The 18566-nt window shown below is 64.3% G+C and carries 14 protein-coding genes; 5 read left to right on the forward strand and 9 right to left on the reverse strand.

What is annotated here, in order from left to right:
* The first annotated feature begins 29 nt into the window (after positions 1-29).
* The gene (thiL, locus tag KBC96_08940) at positions 30-1037 is read left to right on the forward strand and encodes a thiamine-phosphate kinase (protein ID MBP6964519.1); all 1008 of its coding nucleotides are present in this window, start codon (positions 30-32) and stop codon (positions 1035-1037) included.
* On the forward strand, positions 1030-1548 hold the full coding sequence (gene tsaE / locus KBC96_08945) for a tRNA (adenosine(37)-N6)-threonylcarbamoyltransferase complex ATPase subunit type 1 TsaE (GenBank protein ID MBP6964520.1): 519 nt from the start codon (positions 1030-1032) through the stop codon (positions 1546-1548). Before thiL ends, tsaE begins: the two co-directional genes overlap by 8 nt.
* 202 nt (positions 1549-1750) lie before the next feature.
* Here tsaE and KBC96_08950 read toward each other — a convergent pair whose 3' ends face one another.
* Positions 1751-2632 (reverse strand): amidohydrolase family protein, encoded by an 882-nt coding sequence (locus KBC96_08950; GenBank protein ID MBP6964521.1) that lies wholly within the window; start codon positions 2630-2632, stop codon positions 1751-1753.
* 136 nt (positions 2633-2768) lie between these two features.
* Here KBC96_08950 and KBC96_08955 point away from each other — a divergent pair, with 136 nt between their 5' ends.
* Genes KBC96_08955 through KBC96_08965 form a run of 3 tightly spaced genes read left to right on the forward strand, consistent with a single transcriptional unit; the run spans position 2769 to position 7111 of the window.
* Positions 2769-3908, forward strand: a complete 1140-nt coding sequence (locus KBC96_08955) for a hypothetical protein (protein MBP6964522.1) — start codon at positions 2769-2771, stop codon at positions 3906-3908.
* Between the two features lie 3 nt (positions 3909-3911).
* The gene (locus KBC96_08960) at positions 3912-5855 is read left to right on the forward strand and encodes a heparinase II/III family protein (protein MBP6964523.1); all 1944 of its coding nucleotides are present in this window, start codon (positions 3912-3914) and stop codon (positions 5853-5855) included.
* A 32-nt stretch (positions 5856-5887) separates the two neighbouring features.
* On the forward strand, positions 5888-7111 hold the full coding sequence (locus tag KBC96_08965; protein MBP6964524.1) for a Gfo/Idh/MocA family oxidoreductase: 1224 nt from the start codon (positions 5888-5890) through the stop codon (positions 7109-7111).
* Between the two features lie 72 nt (positions 7112-7183).
* On the opposite strand, the gene KBC96_08970 is transcribed toward KBC96_08965, so the two are convergent.
* From KBC96_08970 to KBC96_09005, 8 genes are all read right to left on the reverse strand, one after another.
* Positions 7184-7699 (reverse strand): ferritin family protein, encoded by a 516-nt coding sequence (locus KBC96_08970; protein ID MBP6964525.1) that lies wholly within the window; start codon positions 7697-7699, stop codon positions 7184-7186.
* An 8-nt stretch (positions 7700-7707) separates the two neighbouring features.
* Complete coding sequence (locus KBC96_08975; GenBank protein MBP6964526.1) at positions 7708-8223, reverse strand: ferritin; 516 nt, start codon at positions 8221-8223, stop codon at positions 7708-7710.
* Positions 8224-8454: 231 nt separating this feature from the next.
* Complete coding sequence (locus KBC96_08980) at positions 8455-9819, reverse strand: Gfo/Idh/MocA family oxidoreductase (protein ID MBP6964527.1); 1365 nt, start codon at positions 9817-9819, stop codon at positions 8455-8457.
* Between the two features lie 117 nt (positions 9820-9936).
* On the reverse strand, positions 9937-11310 hold the full coding sequence (locus KBC96_08985) for a sulfatase-like hydrolase/transferase (protein ID MBP6964528.1): 1374 nt from the start codon (positions 11308-11310) through the stop codon (positions 9937-9939).
* A gap of 25 nt (positions 11311-11335) precedes the next feature.
* The gene (locus KBC96_08990) at positions 11336-13267 is read right to left on the reverse strand and encodes a DUF3604 domain-containing protein (protein MBP6964529.1); all 1932 of its coding nucleotides are present in this window, start codon (positions 13265-13267) and stop codon (positions 11336-11338) included.
* A gap of 503 nt (positions 13268-13770) precedes the next feature.
* On the reverse strand, positions 13771-15474 hold the full coding sequence (locus KBC96_08995) for a divergent polysaccharide deacetylase family protein (GenBank protein MBP6964530.1): 1704 nt from the start codon (positions 15472-15474) through the stop codon (positions 13771-13773).
* A 195-nt stretch (positions 15475-15669) separates the two neighbouring features.
* Positions 15670-16953 (reverse strand): alpha-L-fucosidase, encoded by a 1284-nt coding sequence (locus KBC96_09000; GenBank protein ID MBP6964531.1) that lies wholly within the window; start codon positions 16951-16953, stop codon positions 15670-15672.
* A gap of 63 nt (positions 16954-17016) precedes the next feature.
* Entirely contained in the window at positions 17017-18462 is a 1446-nt protein-coding gene (locus tag KBC96_09005) for a sialate O-acetylesterase (protein MBP6964532.1), read from the reverse strand.
* Positions 18463-18566 lie beyond the last annotated feature (104 nt).

Raw genomic sequence — 18566 nt, forward strand, 5'->3', positions numbered from 1 at the left:
CCATTCGATGGTGAGGAGACGGAGTCAGCATGAAACTCTCAGAACTCGGCGAGGAATCTCTGATAGACCGCATCGTCGCGGAGCATCTGCTCCCCACATCCGGGCCGGGACTGATCGTCGGCGTGGGCGACGATGCCGCCGTCCTCGACACCGGCGGGAACGACTACACCGTCGTCACGACCGACATGCTCGTCGAGGGCCCGCACTTCCGGCTGGACATCAACACACCGTACCAGCTCGGCTGGAAGGCCGTCGCCGCCAACATCAGCGACGTCGCCGCGATGGGCGGCCTCCCGACTTGGACCTTCGTCTCGATCGCCCTCCGCGCCGATATGGATGCCGAGTTCGTGGACGACCTGTACCAGGGTATGACCGAGTGCGCCCGGCGCTTCGGCAGCGAGGTGGTCGGCGGCGATACGAATGCGATCGAGGCCGGGTGCGCTATCAGCGTCGTCCAGATAGGCAGTGTCGAGCGTGGGATGGTCGTCCGCCGGACGGGCGCCCGCCCCGGTGACCGGGTGCTGGTGACGGGCTGGCTCGGCAAGTCGCTGGCGGGGCTGCAGCTGCTCCTTACGTACGGATTTCAGGAAGCGGCCGGGCGGAACGCCCGCGCCGTCGAAGCCCACCTCATGCCGATACCCCGCGTCCCGGAGGCCCGCGCGGCGGCTCAGACCGGCGGCCTGCGCGCGATGATGGACCTCAGCGACGGCCTCGCCGCCGACCTTCCGAAGCTCTGCAGGGCGAGCCGCGTGGGGGCGGTCGTCCGCGCCGACCTGCTCCCGATCAGCGACAACCTCGTCGAGGCGGCGGCGTACGTCGGCCGGGACCCGATTGACCTTGCGGCGGGCGGTGGCGAGGACTTCGAGCTTCTCATGGCGGTATCGCCTGATGCGGTCGAACAGGTTGTCTCGGCCGTCGAGGAGGCCGCGGGCGCCCGCGTAACCGATATCGGCGAGATTACCGACGGCCGCTCCGTCGAGATCGAGCGTGACGGCGCGAGGAAGCCGCTCAAAGGCGGCTGGGAGCATTTTGCGTGATCGGTCAGACATGTCCGACGCGTCCGACCGGTCCAGACCGAAATGGGGCGCCAGCTTGAAGACCCTCGCCTTCCATACGACCGGCCCCGAGGAGACCGAGGCGCTCGGCGAGCGGATCGGGCGCGCGCTCGAGCCGGAGACCGTCGTCGCGCTGTTCGGCGGACTCGGCGCGGGGAAGACCACGCTTACCAAGGGGATCGCGCGCGGCCTCGACGTGCCGGACCTCGTCCACAGCCCGACGTTCACGCTGATCCACGAGCACAAGGGCCGGATGTGGGTCTACCACTTCGACCTCTACCGGCTCGACGATCCGGCGCAGCTTCTCGACCTCGACTACGAGGACTACGTATACGGGCCGGGAGTCACCATCATCGAGTGGGCAGAGCGCGCCGGAAGCCTTCTGCCGTCCGACCGCCTCGAGGTCCGCATCACAGGCGAGGACGAAGAGCGCACCTTCGAACTGACTGCTACCGGCCCGCATGCCGAGGCGGTCATCGATAGGCTGGGTTAGCCTCTCGTTATGCCCTGCGGGCTACTCGAGGAGATCGGCGGTTATGCTCACGGGGAAAGAACCGCCTAGTCTCGAGTAGGTTTCTCCGGAAACCATATCGAGAGACGGTCAGGTATAGCCGATGGTTGTGCTGCAAGGCCGCCCTTCGATACGATGCTGTGCATCACTCAGGGCTGACGGGTTCCAGTACTTCACCACTACATCACTCCAGCCCCAAGCCCAGCAGCCGGTTTGCGTTTCTCCAGCCGATCTTCTCGCACGCCTCGCGGGAGATCGTGCCGTCCCTGCGCGCGCCGCGGAGGAAGTCCGCCAGCGGCGTCTCCGTGTCCGGCGAGGCGATGTCCGTCCCGAAGTACAACCGGTCCTGGAACTCCTCCGTGAATGAGTAGCAGAACTCCGCGTCGCGGCTGAGGGCGTTGAACCCGCTGTTGGCCGACAGGTCTCCGTGCAGGTTCGGGTACTTCCGCATCAACTCGACGACTCGCCCGGGCGTAACCTTGCCCTTAGGGTAGCCGTTCCGCGTCTCATTCGTCACGTCGGCGCTGATCTCCGCCCAGAACGGCTGCGAGTGGCCGAGGAAGATCAGCTTCGGGAACTGCTTCAGCGTCTTCTCGAGCCGGGGGAGGCCGAGGTCGTCAATCAGCCCGTAGCACCCGCCGGCTCGCGGCCCGATGTGGAAGGTCAGCGGCATCCCGGCCTTCTCGCACTGGCCGAGCATGTTCCAGACCATCGCATCGTCGAACGGCATGTTCGCGGTGATCTCGCCGACGCCTCTGCACCCCGCCTTCTTGTAGTATTCGAGCAGAGGCATGAAGTCGGCGTCCGGCGAGTTCTTGACCATCCGGGGGTCGAGGTTGCAGAACGGTATGAACCGGTCCGGATGCCGCGCCGCGATCTCGATGACGTCTTCCGGCGTCACCCTGCGGTGAGCGTACTCCGGGCTTATCGCGGGAAGCAGGACGGCCTTGTCAATCTTCGACTCGTCGAGCTTCTCGAGGAGCTGCTCCGGAGTGCAGTATGTCCTCCCGTTCGGCCTGGTGACGGTCGCGGTCGGCGTGACGTGGGTGTGGATGTCTATGAGCATGATGATGCCTCCTCTATCTACTTCGACGCATCGGCGGCGAAACCTCGTGCTGCGTCTGATCCGACGCGTCCGACCGGTCTGATACAATGGAGGGGCAGGGCCCTCCGGCGGCGTACTAAGTCCTTGGAGAGCCTGCATGAAATCCTGCGAACGCATACTTGCGGCGATCGAGAAGCGGCCCGCGGACCGCGTCCCGATCTACCACGCATCCATATCCTCCCGCACGGCATCCATGTTGCTGCAGAGGGAAGCCCACGTCGGTGGAGGGATTCAGCAGTACAGGGAGGCGGTCGCCCTCTGGAACGGCGAGGACGCCCACCGCGAGTTCCTGGCGCGCACTCGCCGGGACACCATTGACGTCGCGGAAGCCCTCGACTGCGACCTCGTTCGCCCGACCTACTGGCGCATGAATGAGAAGCCGTCGCGCCGGATAGACGACAACACCTTCTTCTACGGCCGCGAGGATTCGGCGTGGCGCATCATGCGCTTCGATGCCGACAGCGAACTCTACCAGACCGTAGAGCACTCTCCCAGGGCCGAGTTGACCGAGGAGTCGCTCGAGGCGCAGATCGGCCGGATGTGGGAGCGCCTCGACGGCTATGACCCTGCGGACGAGACGCACCGCGACATCGTCGAGATCGTCCGGCGCTTCGAGGGACACCGCGCAGTCGCGCTGCAGGGCGGCGGTCTGGGCATCCCGAACCGCACGACAGAGTGGTTCGAGATGATCGCCTTGCGGCCCGACCTCATGAAGCGCTACATCGAGGTTCAGGCCGAGTACACGCTCAAGCGCATAGACTCCTTCGCCGGCGTCGCTGCCCGGATCATGCTCGGCGGCGGCGACATGGCGTCGAACGACGGGCCGATCTACTCGCCGAGGTTCTTCGCGGAGGTGATGGCCCCGGGTTTCGAGCGGCTGGCCGACCGGTGCCGCGAGCTGGGCAAGACGTACTGCTTCGCCAGCGACGGCAACCTCTGGCCGATTGCGGACGACCTCTTCCCGGTCGTAGACGGCTTCTACGAGATAGACAGCCGCGCGGGCATGGACCTCCGGCGGCTCAGGGAGGCATACCCGCATCTGACCCTGATCGGCAACATCAGCTCCCACACGCTGCACATGGGCTCGAAGGACGACGTAGTTGCCGAGACCCGGTCGTGCCTCGAGGCGGCGAAGGAACTCGGCGGCATCATCGTCGGCGTCTCGAACCTGATCGTCCCCGCGACGCCCGAGGAGAACTTCTTCGCCATGGTCGAAACGCTGGCGAATGAGAGGTAGTACATGGATTTCGCACGCATTCTCTGCATCGCAATGCTGGCCCTCGCCGCGGCGGCCTGCGCCGGCACGGTCGAACCCCTGCGGAAAGAGCACCCCTACCTCTTCATCGAGCGGTCGGATGTCCCCGGCATCAAGGACCGGGCCAGGCGGTTCGACTGGGCCGCCGGCACTCTCGACGCCCTGAAGACCCGCGCCGACGGGTGGCTCCGCCGGAAGATCGAAGTGCCGCCCTCGACTGGCAGGCACTCCGTCAGCTATGTCTGCAGCGAGTGTATGGAGCCTCTCGAGACGCTCTCTCCGACGGAGCATCGCTGCCCGAAGTGCAGGAAGGTCTACTCCGGCCTTCCATACGATGCCCATCTCTATAACGGTCGGCACGACGAACTCGCTGCGGCCGCGCGCGATCTCGGTCTGGCGGCCCTGTTCTTCGACAACAAGGCCTACGCGAGCAGGTCTCTCCGGATACTGCTGGGGTACGCGGATACATACGACAGCTACCCACTGCTCGACAACCGGGGAGGGCAGGCCGTATCCGCCGCAAGGGTTTTCGATCAGACGCTGAACGAGGCGATCTGGCTGATTGACATCGCCTGGGCCTACGACCTCGTGCTCGGCGCGGGAGTCGGCAGTCCCGCCGAGCGCGCCAAGGTAGAAGGCTTGCTTCGGAAATCGGCCGAGACCGTTCAGCGCTACAACCCTCTCAAGAGCAACTGGCAGAGCTGGCACAACGCCGGGCTGATCTGCGTCGCGCTATGCCTGCGAGACGAAAAGCTGCTCGACAAGGTGCTGAACGGCGACGGCGGGTTCTACTACCAGATGGAGCACAGCGTCCTCTCCGACGGAGCATGGTACGAGGGGTCCTGGTCCTACCATGCCTACACGATGTCCGCCCTGCTGAGGACCTCCGAGGCCGCCGTGCGCTCCGGCATTGACCTCTACAAGTCTCCACAGCTCAAGAAGATGCTGGAGGCGCCGCTCAGGTGCCTGATGCCGAACGGCAGGGCCCCCGCGACTAACGACGGGATGGAGCAGGGCGCGAGCGCCGGCCACTACGAGGTCGCCGCCGCCCGATACGGCGGCCCGATGTTCGAAGACGTCGTCGCCAGGGGGAAACGCGCCGGGTACGATGCGCTCTTTATCGGCCTGGAGAACCCGAAACGCCGCCCGAGCGCGCTCGGGAGCGACGTCATGGAGGGCATCGGCCTTGCGCTGCTGCGCCGGGGCGATCAGTTCGTCTCTCTCGATTTCGGCCCTCACGGCGGAGGTCACGGACATCTGGACAAGCTCGCGGTCAACTACTTTACGCTGGGACGGACCGTCGCGCCCGATCTCGGCCGTGGATGGCCGTACAACCTACCGATCCATGTGCAGTGGTATAAGAAGACGCTCTCCCACAACACCGTCACCGTTGACGAGATGCCTCAGAAGGAATGTGAGGGCAAGCTCGAATCACGCGACTTCGAAGGCGACTGCCACACCGCGACGGCCTCCGCCGATGCGGCCTACGACGGCGTCAGCCTGCGCCGGACGGTCGCTCTCGGCGACACCTGGCTGCTCGATATCTACGAGGCCTTGAGCGACGCCGAGCACACCTACGACTGGGTGTGGCACGGCCGTGGGGATTTCTCCACCGCGTTGCCGAATGCTCCCGCCGAGATGGAGTTCACCCAGCCGAGCTACTCATACCTCAGCAACATTCGGCAGGGCGACGGCTCGAATGACTGGCGCGCGGCGTGGAAGCCGGAGGGCGGCACGGTCTACGGGCTGTTCAGGGGTGCGTCGGGCCGGGACGTCATCCTCTGCGACGCGCCCGACAACCCGCGGACGAACACGCTCCACAGCGTGATACTTCGCGACCGGGCGAAGCGGTCGGTCTTCGTCTCGCTGTTCTCCACGAGGCCGATGGACTGGCAGGATCTACCCGCCGAACTGCGGCGGAATCTCTAGGTGACAAAATCGGATCCGGAGGTGATCGCGGCATGGCCGAACTCACGAGTGTTTCCCCGAACGAGAGGATCAGGATCGGATGTATCGGAGTCGGCGGGATGGGCACCGGCAACATGAAGAGCTTCATGAACCATCCAGAGGTCGAGGTGGTCGCCGTCTGCGATGTGGACTCGGACAATCTCAGAAAAGCCTCGGCGACGGTCTTGAAGAAGTCCGGCAGGCTCCCGAGGGCGGTCAAGGACTTCCGCGACGTTCTCGATATGAAGGAGGTAGACGCGGTGGTGATCGCCACGCCCGACCACTGGCATGCGCTGCCCTTCATCATGGCGTGCGAGGCGGGCAAGGACGTCTTCTGCGAGAAGCCGATCTCGCACGACATCTGGGAGGGCCGCCAGATGGTCGGGGCGGCGAAGCACCACAAGCGTGTCGTGCAGATCAACACCTGGCAGCGTAGCGTTCCTCACTTCAGGGATGCGATAGACTTCGTACGCGAGGGCGGAGCCGGCAGGATCAGGGTATGCCGCGCATGGATCACGAGTATCGGCGGGCTGGGCAGGAACCCGATCAAGGACCCGCCGGAGAACCTCGACTGGGACTTCTGGTGCGGGCCTGCGCCGAGGGTGCCCTACCACGATACCTACCATCCGCGCTGGTGGCGGCTCTACTACGACTTCGGCACCGGACTCGCCGGCGACTGGGGCGTGCACATGGTTGATATCGCGCTCCTCGGCATGAACGCTACTAGTCCGCTCGAGGTCTCCTCAGTCGGCGGGAAGATCGTCGCGGGCGAGGACGACGATCGCACCACCCCGGACACCCAGATGGCGGTCTACAAGTTCGACGGCTGGGTGATGAACTGGGAGCTTCACGTCGGCGGCGAGGGGCTCGACGGGAGCAAGAACTCCCACGGTACGGAGTTCGTCGGCGAGAAGGGCAAGCTGATCGTAGACCGCGGCGGCATCAATTGGACCCCGTTCGGCGATCACCCCGGCCCCGAGGCGAAGAACCCGAAGCGCGACCACATCGGCGAGTTCCTGGCCAACATGAAGACCCGTGAAAAGTGCGTCTCGGACATCGAGTCCATGTACTACACGACGACGGCCTGCCACCTCGCTAACCTGTCGTACCAGGCGGGACGGAGCATCAAGTGGGACGGCGCGAAGGGTGAGGTCGTCGGCGACCGGAAGGCGATGGATTTCCCGGCCTATCGGCGCGAGTACAGGAAACCTTGGAAACTGCCGGTGTACAAGGCATGAGGAAACGGTGGAGTAGTGGAGTGATAGAGAACCCGGAAGCCCGGCGCTCCACCACTCCACCATTCCATTCGCTTACGTATTCATCCAGTTCCAGACGTGAATCTCCTCGGAGGCGAACCAGTCTCCGGTGTGCTGAAGGTAGTTGTAGACGTTCTCCAGCGCCGTCAGGTGCTTGAGTTCCTCCTTGAGCAGGGCCCGGAAGAACACGCGCTCGGCCTCCGATTCGGCCTCTTCCGCGAACTTGGTGTAAAGGGCATGGCCCTCGCGCTCGAGGTTCGTCGCGTACTCGTAGGCTTCAGCGTTGTCCAGCGTCCAGGCGTCGCGCTCGGTCCACTCCGAGCCTTCGAATATCCGGCGGACGGCGTCCTCAAGGGATCCCGCGGGCGCCGAGAGCGATTCGCCCGCTCCGGTCTCCTCGGACAACTCCCGGATGCGGTCCATGTGATAGAGCTCTTCCTGCGCGAGTCCGGCGAATACCCCCTTCGTCAATGGGTTCTCCGACTGGTCGGCGATTCGTTTGTAGTAGTCATGCCCTCTCTGCTCGAACTCCAGGGCCGCTCTCAGCGCTTCCGACTGCACGGTGCTCATATTTCACCTCATTCCGCAGCGGCGGCGGGCGGTGTGAACACCCGCTGCCCAAGCTCGCGATCGATCATAAACATACCGTTTGGAGCGTCCTTCAGCAGCTTGATCTGCTCGAGAATGCCGCTCGCGTTCTTCTCTTCCTCGACCTGCTCCGTCACGAACCACTGAAGCACCGAGTTGGTCGCGTGGTCGCGCTCCTCGATCGCCAGGTTCACGAGGTCGTTTATCAGCGCCGTCACCTTCTGCTCGTGCTTGTACGTGTCTTCGAACGGCGCGATCGGCGACTTCCAGTCGGTCGGCGGCTTCTCGATCGCGGTCAGGATGGCTCTCCCCCCGCGAGCGTTGATGTAGTCGTATATCTTCATCGCGTGAAAGGTCTCTTCCTGGTACTGAACGCGCATCCAGTTGGCGAAACCCGGCAGGTTGACTGACTCGTAGTAGGCGGACATTGACAGGTAGAAGTACGCCGAGTACAACTCCGCGTTCACCTGCTTGTTCAGTGCGTCCTGCATCTTCTTGCTCAGCATGATTGTCTTCTCCTTCGGTGGTGCGTGACCACGCTGATTGATGATTGCGCCGGTTTCCCCGGCAAGTTGTTCTTACCCCGCCGGGTCGGTATCTACACATGGGGCGGGCGGGAGTACAACTCCCGCCCTGGCATGCTCTCTACGTTGGGGCAGGAGTTGTACTCCTGCCCCGTCGGTCATCTCCCATCTTCGTCCATCCGTGTTCTTCGGCGGCTGACGTTCCGCCCGGCGCTAGCTCCACTCGTACTTCGGGAGCTTCCACGGCCTGCGGTAGTCCCTCTTGTATGCCCTGCAGCTCATAGCCTTGCGGTCGCCGATTACCTCGCCCTTCGCGCCGTCCCACTTGATGCTCCGGCCGGCCTGGTACGCCAGGTTCGAGAGATGGCAGGCGGTCGTCGTGTAGTACATGGACTCGATGTCCGACCGGCACTTGCCGCGCGTCTTCACGTTCTCCAGGAAGTCGCCGATGTGGTTCGCATCCGACCAGCGGTTAGGCGCGTCCCCGCCCTGGTCCTTGCCGGCATCCTGAGGGCCGGGGTTGTCGCCGTACGGGGTCCAGTCAATGCCCTCTCGGGTGACGATCATCTTGCCCTTCTCGCCGATGAACTCGGCGCCGTGTCCGACCTTGCTCCCGTCGAGACCCTCGCCGCCGCACTTGATCTCCCAGTTCATGACCCAGTCCGGGAACCTGTAGACGGCCATCATAGTGTCGGGGCTGTCCCGGTCGTCGTCCGGGTCGCAGAACAGCTTGCCGCCGACCGCCGCCACTTCCAGCGGAGAAGTCGCATTCATGCCGAGAAGGATGATGTCAATCATGTGGACGCCCCAGTCGCCGCTCATGCCGGTGCCGTAGTCGTAGTAGAGCCGCCACATGCCGGGGTGATAGGTGTCGTGATACGGGTTCTTCGGCGCGGGTCCGCACCAGAAGTCCCAGTCGAGATTTGCGGGCGGGTCCTTGATCGGGTTCTTGCCGAGTCCTCCGGGGCCGTTGACCCATGCGCGGCAGACGCGGACCTTGCCCATGCCGCCGGACCGCACGAAGTCGATCGCCTGGCGGAAGAAGCCGACGCTCCGCTGCCAGGTGTTGATCTGGCTGACTCGTCCGAATCGCTTGGCCGCCCCGACCATCTGTCGGCCTTCCCATATGTCATGGGATATCGGCTTCTCGCAGAAAACGTCCTTGCCCGCCTCGCAGGCCGTGATGAACGGCAGCGCATGCCAGTGGTCGGGCGTGCCGATCATGACGGCGTCGATCTCCTTCATGTCGAGCAGCTCGCGGAAGTCCTTGAAAGCCTTCGGTTTCCGGCCGTACTTGCCTTCGACCATGCCGGCGGCTCTGTTCAGGAAGTTCGAGTCAACGTCGCACACGGCGACCACCTCGACCTCCGGCTGCTCCATGAACGCATTCATGTTGCCGGTGCCCATGCCGCCCACTCCGATCGCTCCCATCAGGATCTTGTCGTTCGCGCCGACCCTCGGGGCCTGCGCCCGGGCCGGGGTCGCGAGTGCGCCGGCCACGGTCACTCCGAGTCCCACTCCGAGCGCCGCTTTTCCGCTCGTTTCCAGAAACTCTCTCCTGTTCATCCGATCTTTCATAGTCCCGGCTACCTCCGATAAAGGTTCGTGGTCGTGTTGCAGCGATACTGCTTTCCGCATGTGATCGAGGGATTCCTGCACCTGTGAGTCCCATCGGTCGCATGAGTCCTATAGGACCTATGCGCCCAGCGACTTCTGCCACTTCTGTACCGCAGCTGTCAATTCGGATGTCAGTTCCGGATGCTCGTCGGCGAGATTCGTCCTCTCGCCCGGATCGGCCTCCAGGTCAGACAGGTGTACGTCATCCGCCGCGCCTTTCTCGAAGTCAATCCTGCCGTTGAGCACCAGCTTCCACTTCCCCTGGCGGACGGCGAGCTGGCCGTTGTAGTCCCAGAAGACCCGCTCGTGCGGGCTCGGAGCACCGGATGTCACCATCGGAAGGACGTCGGCCCCGTCAACGTCCTCCGCTTCTCCGCCCGCAATCCCGAGGAACGTCGGGAAGATGTCCATCATCGCGCCGACCTTCCCGCAGGTCTGCCCCGCCTCGATGCGCGCGGGCCAGGTCATGATCGCCGGCATGCGGATTCCGCCCTCGAACAGGCTGCCCTTTTGCCCGCGGAAGATGCCCGTGCTGCCGCCGTAGTACGGGTCCTCCGTGCCGTCGAGCCAGTTGCGGGTCTCCACGGACGGCCCGTTGTCGCTGGAGAAGAAGATGACGGTGTCCTCGTATTGCCCCGACTTCTTGAGCGCCTTGATTGTCTCGCCGACGCCGTCGTCCACCGCGGAGATCATCGCGGCCATGATCCGCTTGTCCCACGGCAGGTCGGGGTAGCGGTCGAGGTACTTCTGAGGCGCGTGCATCGGGTAGTGCGGTGCGCTGTACGGCACGTACAGGAAGAACGGCTCTTCGCGCTTCTGCTCGATGAACTTGACCGACTTTTCGGTGATGGCCTCGGTCAGATACCTCCCGTTGTCCCATACCTCCCGCTCGTTGTGCCAGAGATCATGGGTCGGGTTGTTGCCCTTGCCGACCCCCCAGTAGAAGATGTGCGAGTAGTAGTCTACGCACCCGGCCAGGAAGCCGTAGAACTCGTCGAACCCGTGGTCGTTCGGGCGGCATCCGCCCGCGAGGCCGAGGTGCCACTTGCCGAACATCGCCGTCCGGTACCCGAGCGGCCTGAGCGCCTTCGCAATCGTGGTCTGATCGGGCTTGAGGCCGGGTGTGTCCCTCCGGCCCGCGAGGATGCTCGTCACCCCGGCGTTCTGGGGGTACTTTCCGGTCAGCAGCGACGCCCTCGACGGCGAGCAGACCGGGCAGTTCGAGTACCAGTTCGTGAACCGCGCGCCGTCCTTCGCCAGCGCATCGAGGTGCGGCGTCTTGATGTACTCCGAGCCGAAGCAGCCCAGGTCGCCGTACCCGAGGTCGTCGCAGTAGATCACGACGAGGTTCGGCTTCTTCCCGCGCTCACTCGCGCCGATCGCCTCAGACATACTCATCCCTCCCAGCGCGGCCGCCGCCGCCGATGTCTTCAGGAACGTTCTTCTGTCCAAAGTCATCCCCATCCTGTCCGACCGGTCAGACAAGTCGGACTCCCTGCGAAATCCACACGGGGCTGAGCCAGGCGATCTGGTTGTCCTCCTGGGTGACCCTGATGTAGTAGAACGTGAACGGCGCCGCCGAGTACTCTGCAGGCGGCAGGTTGATCCCCCCGAGCGGCTCGGAGTCGAGCCATTCGAACTCCGCGTCCGGTCCGTCCGGACGGACCGTGTGGACATCGGCGTTGTTGCGGACGATCTCGATCGTCTTGATCTTGGACGTGCCGTGGACAGACACCTTGATCCGCCGCTCGTCCGCGAGTCCCGGGTGCTCCGAGAGGCTGACCTCCGAGCCCATCGGGTGGCCGCTGACCGAGAAGTCCGCGATGATCCGCGCTCCTGTCGTCCCATAGCAGCGCCGGTCGTAGAGAGCCTCGAATATCGCCTCGCGAGTGTTCTCACGCGCGTACACCGCCGCCAGTCCGCCGGTGTACGTGCCCGTCGGTTTGATGCGGACCGTGCCGTCGCTCGGATGGCCTGAGTGGTCGTCGCTCGCGGCGATGAAACCGACGCGCCACCCCATCGCCAGCGCGCGCTGGACGTAGCCGAGCGGGTTGATCCCCGAGTTCGGGTTGCGCTCATTCACCGGCGACCCCGGAAGGATGTTCCCGTCCTCGATGCTCCGCTCGGAGCACCCCCAGTAAGAGTATATCTCGACGAGCCGCTCCTTCGAGGGGTTGTGGTCCTTCCAGTCGTTGTGGTTGCCGATGTGCGCCGGGTGGTGCGGGATGACGAGCGCCTCCTCTTCCTTGAGCGCTCGGAAGAGGTCCGGCGGACTGGGATAGGCGTCGTCGTCCGACCGGTACATCGGCCGCCGGTCGCGCAGGTAGTAGACGTTCCGGTCGCCGTCGCCCCTCTTTCGCCACTTTGCCCACTCGTAACCGAGGAACGCGGTGAACCGCCCCGGCTCATTGTATCTTGCGACGGCCTCCTGGCTGAGCGCCCATATCTCGTCGGTGATCTGCTCGCCGTGATCATGGTCGGCGGTCGAGCCGAAGTCGATCGCGCACTCGTCGCGCATCTGCGAGAAGTACCGGTCGAGCGAGCCGGTGCCGTCGGAGACCTGCGTGTGCCCGTGGATCGAGCCCCAGAGCACTTGCGGCGCGCCGTCCGCGGGGACTCGGATCGGGTTCGCGGTTGCCCTGAAGCCGTTCGACGTGTCCGCGACCTCGAGCCGGTAGACGCCCTCTCCCGGCAGGGCGATCCCTTCGAGTCGGCAGCAGTTCGATCCCTCGACCGCGATGCGCTCTGCGGGGATCTCCAGACCGTCCAGCTGGACGAGCAGCTCTCCGGGAGCGGCGCAGGCGAGGTTGTAGTTCTTGTCCTCGGGCCTGACCAGCAGGGCAATGCTCTCACCGTGAGAGGCGGTGCTGGGCGCGTGAACGCGGATCGAGATCGGATCGCTCCCGGAGACGTCCATCATGCAGAGGCCGATCAGTTCCTCCGGCCGTTCGCCGTAGAGCAGGGGATGCCTCAACTCCGTGCCCGCCGGGACCTTGTGCAGGAGGAAGAATCTGCTTGAGACCGAGAACTTCGGCGCTGGGATTCCCGCAGGCCCGCCGAGTTCGGCGCGCAGCCTGTCGCCCTGCTTGAGGCCGACCGGCGGCGTCTCGAAGCAGAACACTCCCCCGTCGTCGGTCGCCCCCCTCGGTGTGAGCGTTCCGGACTCCGAGCGGAGCGACAGATAACCCTCGGCGGATTCGTCCTGCGCCTGGAAGCCCGGCCAGCGGCTCGCCCCGTTTCGCCCGCCGTGGACGTGCAGCCACAGGTCCTCCCCCGGCGAGACGTCCTGCGCAAGCACGAACGAGAGCGTCCATGATCCTCGCTCGTCCGCCTTGGCACAGGGTGGATCGGCGGCGCACATCTCGATGTATTCAGGAACTCTCAGGGGGCGACTTGGTTTGTTGATCATTCATCCAACCTCGAGTATCTGTTCCGGGCGACTGAAGTCACGGCAACAAAGGCGCGAAGTCCACCTCCGTGGACTGAGGTATCCAGTGTCCGAAGGGACACTTCGTGCAGTGGTTGCCGCGGTTTCAACCGCCGGGTTTCATCTCACTTACTTTCTTGTACGGCTCCGGCACGGTGACGAACCTGAATCCCCGCGCCTTCAGCGCCGCCGACGTGGCAGATGCATGTATGTACCGGGCGACTGAAGTCACGGCAACAAGGGCGCGAAGTCCACCTCCGTGGACTGAGGTATCCAGTGTCCGAAGGGACACTTCGTGCCGTGGTTGCCGCGGTTTCAACCGCCGGGTTTCATTTCACTTACTTCCTTGTACAGGTCCGGCACCGTGACGAACCTGTCACCCTCAGCTATGTACCGGGCGACTGAAGTCACGGCAACAAGGGCGCGAAGTCCACCTCCGTGGACTGAGGTATCCAGTGTCCGAAGGGACACTTCGTGCCGTGGTTTCAACCGCCGGGTTTCATCTCACTTACTTCCTTGTACAGCTCCGGTACCGTGACGAACCTGAATCCCCGCGCCTTCAGTTCCGGGATCAGCGTTTTCAGCGCCGCGGGAACCGACGGTCCGCCGACGTGGCAGATGCACGTGCTGTAACCCGTCCGATCGGCGATCTCCGCCATCGCAAGCACCCGAGCCCGCACGCCCTCGACCTGCCGGTCGTCGAGGAACAGGTCCTGCTGGAGGCACGGTACGCCCATCGCCCGCGCGACGTTCGCTCCGATCGCGACCGGAGACGTGTTCGAGTCGTAGAACATCAGCCCGTGTTTCTTCGCCACTGAGAGAACGCTCTTCATCGTCTCCGGGTCGCTCGTCACCTTCGACCCGCGGTGGTTGCTGATTCCGACCTCGTGCGTCACCAGCACCATCCAGCTCTCCAGAAGCTCCCTGATCTCAGACTCGGTCTGCCCGACGGTGATCTCCTCGCTGCGGTAGTTCGCCTGCCCGAGCGCCTCCATCGGCGCGTGCAGGAAGATCGCGCAGCCCGCCGACCTGATCGCCTCGACGCAGGCCGGGGTCGCCCACGGCATCACCGCGAACGTCATCGGTATCCCCAGGTCGAGAAGCGGCTTCACCTGCTCGACCTCCCGCCCATCGTCCACCATGATCGCGAGCAGTTTCTCCGGCCCGGTCCACTTCGAGGCAAACGGCTCCAGTCCCAGCCCACCGCCGCCGACACCCAGGTATGAGGAATAGAGCGGTGCCCCGTCGGACGTGTTCAGCCGCGCGGTGAAGTAGTCCCTGGAGCCGTTGTGCTCCGTCTTGTAAGCCTTTGCTGTCACGGGGAAGTCGTCGGAGCGCGTGAACCCCGTCACATATACCGCGCTGCTCCGGTCAACCGATACCGCGTCGGCGGTGTCTTCCGCCTTCCCGCCGAGCAGAGCGATCCAGGCGAGCTTCCCGGGGCTGTCAACCCGCGCTACGAAGCAATCCGCGCCGGGGGAGCATACCGTGCCCGACAGGAATGCGTTGTTACTCGAGTCGTACATCACCCGCTTGCCTCTCGCGAGCGGCCACCCGCGTCCGAGCGCTTCCGAGAGAAGCTTCCCGGCCTCGTCCGGCGTCAGGCTCTTCGCGGCGGATTCGATCTTGACGCGGGTGATGTCAGTTCCCACTGCGGCGCAGGTGACCTTGCCGCCGTCCACCGTGAATGTCAGGGTCACACCCGGCCACAGGTCCCGGTATGCGACTCCCTTGAACGTTGGGACGTCGGCAGTCCACTTCGAAGGATCGTTCCCGATGATGTACCGGGCCTTCGCGGGCTGCTCCTCGAGACCCTCTATCTTCGCGCCGGAGCCCGTCTCCCGGAAGCTGATGCGGACGGTCTCGACCTCAACCGCGGGGATCGGCCTTCGCCTCTCCGCGACCGCGTCGCGCAGGTCGGCGGGGACCTCCGAGTCGTTCTTGGCCGGGGAGGCGGCGCCGGTCTTGCGGCAGAGGGTGATCGAATCCCTGGTGACGAGCGCAGATCCTTCCGGCCCCGGGATGATGAACAGAACGTCCCTGTCTGATTGGCCCTCGTTCCGGATGACCGGAGGCGAGAGCGGCGGGAGCGCGACCTGAGCCGGCCGTTGGCCGTACTCCTGGGCTGCCGACGGGATGGGGACAAAGAGCAATGCGAAGAGCAGCAGTCGTGCGCGGTGACCCGTCATTGACACTTACCTTTCCGGAAGGCAAAGAGGAACGCGGGGATGAATCGTCCCGCGCTCCTCCCTATGTTCGCTACCCGCTCTACGGTTTCCTCATCGCGGAAGAAGCACGATCTGCTCAGTAGGGGCGAAGCATTGGCTATCGGGCTCAGAGAGCCATCCGCGCCAAACGCCAATGCTTCGCCCCCACAGTGACCTCTACTTCAGGAACAACTCCACCACCGGCACCGCGACGCCCGGCTTCTTCTGCGGCAGCTCCAGGGTCAGAGCGCCCGCCTGGCCCTGCATGGTCGTGTTCTGCGCCTGCGCGTGCGGGTCAATCTCCGTCATCTTCACCTCGGACGCATCGTTCAGAAGCTGCGCGTACTCCACCTTGCCCGCGAGCCCATCGAGGTGGACATGCTTGTACGGCCATGCGAAGAGATGCAGGTAGAGCCGCTTGCCGTTCTGCGTGAACCGCGCGTCCTGCGGTGCTGTGAACTCGCTCTGGGAGCACCCGTAGATCGAGCGGTTGTGCAGGCGCATCCATTCGCCGATCGCCCGCAGCCGCTCTATGGCCCTCGGATCTATCTCGCCCCGCGCGTTCGGGCCGACGTTGAGCAGGAGGTTGCCGCCCTTCGAGACGGTGTCTATCAGCGTGCGGATCAACTCGTCCGGCTCGCGCCAGCTGTGCTCGTCGCGGTAGTATCCCCAACTCCCGCTGAAGGTCTGGCACGCCTCCCAGATCACCGGCTTGCCGTCCACCTTCACCCACTCCCGCGGCTGATACTGCTCGGGCGTCTTGATGTCCCAGGCGTCCGGCAGATCGAGTCGGTCGTCCAGCAGGACGTGCGGCTGAAGCTCGCGGATCATCTTCACGAGCCTCTCGGACTGCCAGTCGTCGCGTCCCTTGCCCTTTGACCAGCCGTAGTCCGCGTGAGGGTAGGAGAAATCGAACCACATGATGTCCACGCGTCCGAACCTGGTGAGCAGTTCGCGCGCCTGGCCGTGGAGGTACTCGACGTACTTGCTCATGTCGCGTCCCTTGTTTGCCTCGCGGAACTCCTCGTTGTTGCGCATCGGATGCAGGCCGTCAACTGTGAACTCGGGGTGATGCCAGTCAATGAGCGAGTGGTAGAACCCGACCTTCAGTCCCTCCTCGCGGAATGCCTCGACCATGGGGCTCAGGAGATCCCGCCCGGCGGGGGTGTTCGGCGCCTTGTAGTCAGTCAGGTAGGAGTCCCAGAGGCAGAAGCCGTCGTGATGCTTTGAGGTCACGACGAAGTACTTCATGCCGGCGTTCCTCGCCTCCTGCGCCCAGACTCCGGGGTCGTAGAGGTCGGGATCGAAGTGCTCGAAGTACTTCTGGTAGGCCTCGTCCGGAATCTGCTCGTAGTGCTTGATCCACTCGTGCCGGGCCGCCGCGGAATAGATCCCCCAGTGGATGAACATGCCGAACCGGTCTCGCACGAACCATTCCGAGTCGCCTTTTGCGTATTCCATAGGTTGTTCCTCTCCAGGCATAGGTCCCGTGGGACTCATGGGCCCCATGCCGGCCTCCGCGGTCTACTTCTTGTCCGCCGTTACTCCGGGCCAGTCGTCCGTGCGGAAAGGCGACGCGGGGAGGCCCGCCTTGTTGTACAGGTTGCCGTCCGGGTTGATCGCCCACGAGTACCGGACCGCCGCCGGCTTCTTCACGTCCGGGCTGCTGACGACGACGTTCCTGCCGACGATCTTCGCCTCGGCCGGGACGAACTTCCTGTCCTCACCCGCGATCGTGAAGCCCTTCAGGTCGCCGTCCTTCGCCATGAGGCCGCCGTCCACATGGTCGAAGACGAGGATGATAGTGCCGTACTCCGGCTCCATCGCGCGGTACATCGGACCCGAGTAGACGAGCTTCCGGCCGTAGGTCTTGGCGAGCGCGTTCAGGGCGAGCCTCCGCCCGACCTCCTGCTTATTGGTGGGATGTATGCTGACCGGGTCGCCGATGTCTATCGCCACCGCCATGCCCGTGTTCTTCAGCGAGAGCGTCATCGTCTGCGCCTCGCGAAGCTCCGCCCAGGTGTCGTTGTATTCCGGCGGGCTCGGCGCCCAGTTCGCGAGCTGGACGAACAGGAAGGGGAAGTCGCCCTGCCCCCAGTCTCTGCGCCAGTTCTTGATCATGTCCGGGAAGAGCTTTCGGTACTGGTACGCCTTGCCAGCGTTCGATTCGCCCTGATACCAGATCGCGCCCCTGATGCCGTATGGTATGACCGGCGTAATCATCGCGTTGTAGAGGCTGGAGGGAATCCACGGGTTGTAGGCGGCCTCCTTGGGCTTCTCCGGGGCCTCATTGCCCTCCGCCTTCGCCTTCTCTGCGTCCTTTTCCCACTGCGCCAGCGCGGCGGGGTACTCCGCCTTGACCTTCTCGTAGCCGGCGATCTGTTCGTCGTACCGCTTCACGATGGCATCGTAGTCCGGGTCGGACTTCAGGGTCGCGAGGCTCGTCCACGACTCCGCCGGGGTGCCGCCCCAGGATGTGTGGATCAGCCCGATCGGGACGCCCAGCGCCTTGTGTAGCTCTCGTCCGAAGTAGTAAGCCGCCGCGGAGAAACCCGGAACCGTCTCGGGGCTGCACTCGACCCACTTGCCGTCGAGATCGCTCATCGGCTCGGCGGCCATCTTCTGCGGCACGGTGAACAGCCGGATGTTCGGGTGATTCGCGTTTGCGATCTCCTCTTCCGCATTCGCGGAAAGCTTGACCGTCCACCACATGTTCGACTGGCCGGAGCCGACCCAGACCTCGCCGATCATCACGTTCTCGAACAGGACGTTGTTGCTGCCGACGATGAGCATCTTGAACGGCCCGCCGGCCTTCATCGGCTCGAGCGCGATCCTCCACCTCCCGTCCGCGTCCGCCGACGTATTCACGGTCTGGCCGTTGAAATGCAGGCGAATCCTCTCGCCGGGGTCCGCAGCGCCCCATACGGGCACCTTCATGCCCTGCTGCAGCACCATGTTGTCGCTGAACATGCCGTGAACCTGCACGTTCGCGAGCGTCGGGATACAGCCTAGAAAGATCAACAGAACCATCATGGAAATCGCACGCATAGTCACTCTCCTCCGTTATTAGAGCC

The sequence above is a fragment of the Armatimonadota bacterium genome (assembly GCA_017993055.1).
GTDB lineage: Bacteria > Armatimonadota > UBA5829 > DTJY01 > DTJY01 > JAGONM01.

Coding starts and splice junctions, on each gene's coding strand:
- thiL (MBP6964519.1), top strand. CDS start 30: ATGAAACTCTCAGAACTCGGCGAGGAATCTCTGATAGACCGCATCGTC.
- KBC96_08950 (MBP6964521.1), bottom strand. CDS start 2,632: ATGCTCATAGACATCCACACCCACGTCACGCCGACCGCGACCGTCACC.
- KBC96_08955 (MBP6964522.1), top strand. CDS start 2,769: ATGAAATCCTGCGAACGCATACTTGCGGCGATCGAGAAGCGGCCCGCG.
- KBC96_08960 (MBP6964523.1), top strand. CDS start 3,912: ATGGATTTCGCACGCATTCTCTGCATCGCAATGCTGGCCCTCGCCGCG.
- KBC96_08965 (MBP6964524.1), top strand. CDS start 5,888: ATGGCCGAACTCACGAGTGTTTCCCCGAACGAGAGGATCAGGATCGGA.
- KBC96_08970 (MBP6964525.1), bottom strand. CDS start 7,699: ATGAGCACCGTGCAGTCGGAAGCGCTGAGAGCGGCCCTGGAGTTCGAG.
- KBC96_08975 (MBP6964526.1), bottom strand. CDS start 8,223: ATGCTGAGCAAGAAGATGCAGGACGCACTGAACAAGCAGGTGAACGCG.
- KBC96_08980 (MBP6964527.1), bottom strand. CDS start 9,819: ATGAAAGATCGGATGAACAGGAGAGAGTTTCTGGAAACGAGCGGAAAA.
- KBC96_08990 (MBP6964529.1), bottom strand. CDS start 13,267: ATGATCAACAAACCAAGTCGCCCCCTGAGAGTTCCTGAATACATCGAG.
- KBC96_08995 (MBP6964530.1), bottom strand. CDS start 15,474: ATGACGGGTCACCGCGCACGACTGCTGCTCTTCGCATTGCTCTTTGTC.
- KBC96_09000 (MBP6964531.1), bottom strand. CDS start 16,953: ATGGAATACGCAAAAGGCGACTCGGAATGGTTCGTGCGAGACCGGTTC.
- KBC96_09005 (MBP6964532.1), bottom strand. CDS start 18,462: ATGTTCAGCGACAACATGGTGCTGCAGCAGGGCATGAAGGTGCCCGTA.